The 1,934-nt window shown below is 62.4% G+C and carries 3 protein-coding genes; all 3 read left to right on the top strand.

The features are described 5' to 3' along the window. The first annotated feature begins 132 nt into the window (after nucleotides 1-132). The gene (locus tag ACK4TH_RS11575) at nucleotides 133-381 is read left to right on the top strand and encodes a LysR family transcriptional regulator (protein WP_409626631.1); all 249 of its coding nucleotides are present in this window, start codon (nucleotides 133-135) and stop codon (nucleotides 379-381) included. Continuing rightward, a complete protein-coding gene (locus ACK4TH_RS11570; RefSeq protein WP_409626629.1) occupies nucleotides 336-1,046 on the top strand; it encodes a substrate binding domain-containing protein in 711 nt (236 codons plus the stop codon). Before ACK4TH_RS11575 ends, ACK4TH_RS11570 begins: the two co-directional genes overlap by 46 nt. 161 nt (nucleotides 1,047-1,207) lie before the next feature. Beyond that, nucleotides 1,208-1,934: hypothetical protein (locus tag ACK4TH_RS11565; RefSeq protein WP_409626627.1), on the top strand; the 727-nt coding region annotated here is incomplete at its 3' end.

Below are 1,934 nucleotides of genomic sequence, written 5' to 3'. Positions count from 1 at the left end.
TCTCAACTTGCATGCCTGATTTCAATATCCCGATGACTTCGCCTCGGAAAATTTACAGAAAAAAAGTTGCACTGCCCTTGATCAACAATGCAATGTTGCAGAAAGAGAAATAAACATCGACAATTGAACCCCATGGACCGGCTTCAAACCCTTCGTGTCTTTCAGGCCGTGGCCGATGCCGGGGGCTTTGCCGCCGCCGCGCGCGCCCTCGATCTGTCGGCAGCCAGCGTCACGCGCATGGTCGCCGACCTCGAAGCGCAACTGGGCGTGCGCCTGCTGCAGCGCACGACGCGCCGCGTGGCGTTGACCGACGAGGGCGCCGCCTATCGGAGCGGGTGCGGCGCATCCTGGCCGATTTGGATGAAGCCGATGCCCTGGTGAGTCAGCGCAGCCAGACGGTGTCGGGTGTGCTGCGTGTGCTGGCTACGCCGGTTTTGGCCAGCGTACTCGTCGCTCCGATCGTGCCACGGCTGACGGCACGTCATGCGGCTCTGCGTGTCGAGGTGGATGTCGAAAGTTACGCCGTGCCTTCGGTGGAAGAACACGACGTGGCGCTCTTTGCCGTGGAAGGCAACATCGACACGGGCTTGATTGCACGCCGCATCGCCAGCGGGGTCAGCGCGTTGGTTGCCTCGCCTGCCTACCTGCAGCGCAGTGGATTGCCAAGCGGTCCGGAGGATTTGACGCATCATCAATGTTTGCGCTACCGTCCACCAGGACAGCATGCCCACGCATGGACGCTGTGGCGACAGGACCAGGCAGACGTCGTTAGCCGGGTGATCGTTGAGCCTGTTGCTTGCAGCAACCATGTCGAAGCGCTGCTGCGCATGGTGCTGGACGGGGGCGGGATTCTTGCTGTCTCGCTGGACCTGGTGGCTCACCGGTTGGCCAGCGGTGAGCTGGTGCGCGTGCTCGATGGCTGGGTCACGGCGCAGTGGTCCTTGTACGCCGCCTTGCCCAGTCGGCGCCATTTGCCCGCCCGAACGCAGGCTTTTCTGGATGAGCTCGCTCTCCAGTCAGCCGCGCTGCTGCAGCAGGATCGGTAACGGCATTCCTTGGCCCGATGCGGTTTTCCTGCCGGTGGATGCCAAATGACCCGGCTGCTGGCTGCTTCAAAGAAAAGTCTTCAAGGAAATGTCATGCGCGCGCGCGACCATCGCCGCTGTCCGTATCGCAGATCCGCAGCTTTTCTAACCGAGTCCTTTCCATGAGTACATTCGCAGTCGGGCGCTCCCTTGCGCGCATGTCAGCCGGTGTCCTATCCGGCTGGATGGTTGCACTGTTGGCATCGGCAGCCACTCCCGGCCACATGGGCTACTTTGAGCGCATCGCCGTCTTCGAGACGTTCCGAAACGGGTCTGAGCAGGGGGTCGCGCGATCCTCGGCCGAGATCGTTGCCGCCAGCGATGACGGGCGCTGGCTGATCTACACCGATTCCCCCCGTCGCGCGATGGGTGTCGTGGACTTGCGCAATCCTGCGCGCCCGCGCCCCGCTGGCACGATCGAAATGCCCGGTGAGCCCACTTCGGTGGTGGTTCACGGCCGTCATGCTTGGGTGGTGGTGGATCAGACGGTCGAGCATCATCAGCCGCAAGGCTTGTTGCTGGTGGTCGATTGGCGTGCCCGCAAGGTGGTCGATCGCTGCAACCTGTATGGACAGCCGGACGCCATTGCTTGGGATCCGAAGCGGCGTCACGCAGTGATCGTGATCGAAAACGAACGCGACGAAAAAATCGACAAAGGGGCGCTGCCACAACACCCACCCGGTAACCTGACCATCGTGCCGGTCCGTCCTGGGGGATTGCCGGACTGCACCCGCATGCATCCCGTTGGCCTGACAGGCTTGGCGGATGTCGCCCCCAGCGATCCCGAACCTGAGTTCGTCCATGTCAACGACCAAGGTCTGGCGGTGGTGAGCCTGCAAGAGAACAACC

This window comes from Tepidimonas sp. (genome assembly GCF_046292505.1).
Lineage (GTDB): Bacteria > Pseudomonadota > Gammaproteobacteria > Burkholderiales > Burkholderiaceae_C > Tepidimonas.
Note: the sequence above shows the minus strand (reverse complement) of the source record. Positions and strands in the feature narration are given on the sequence as shown.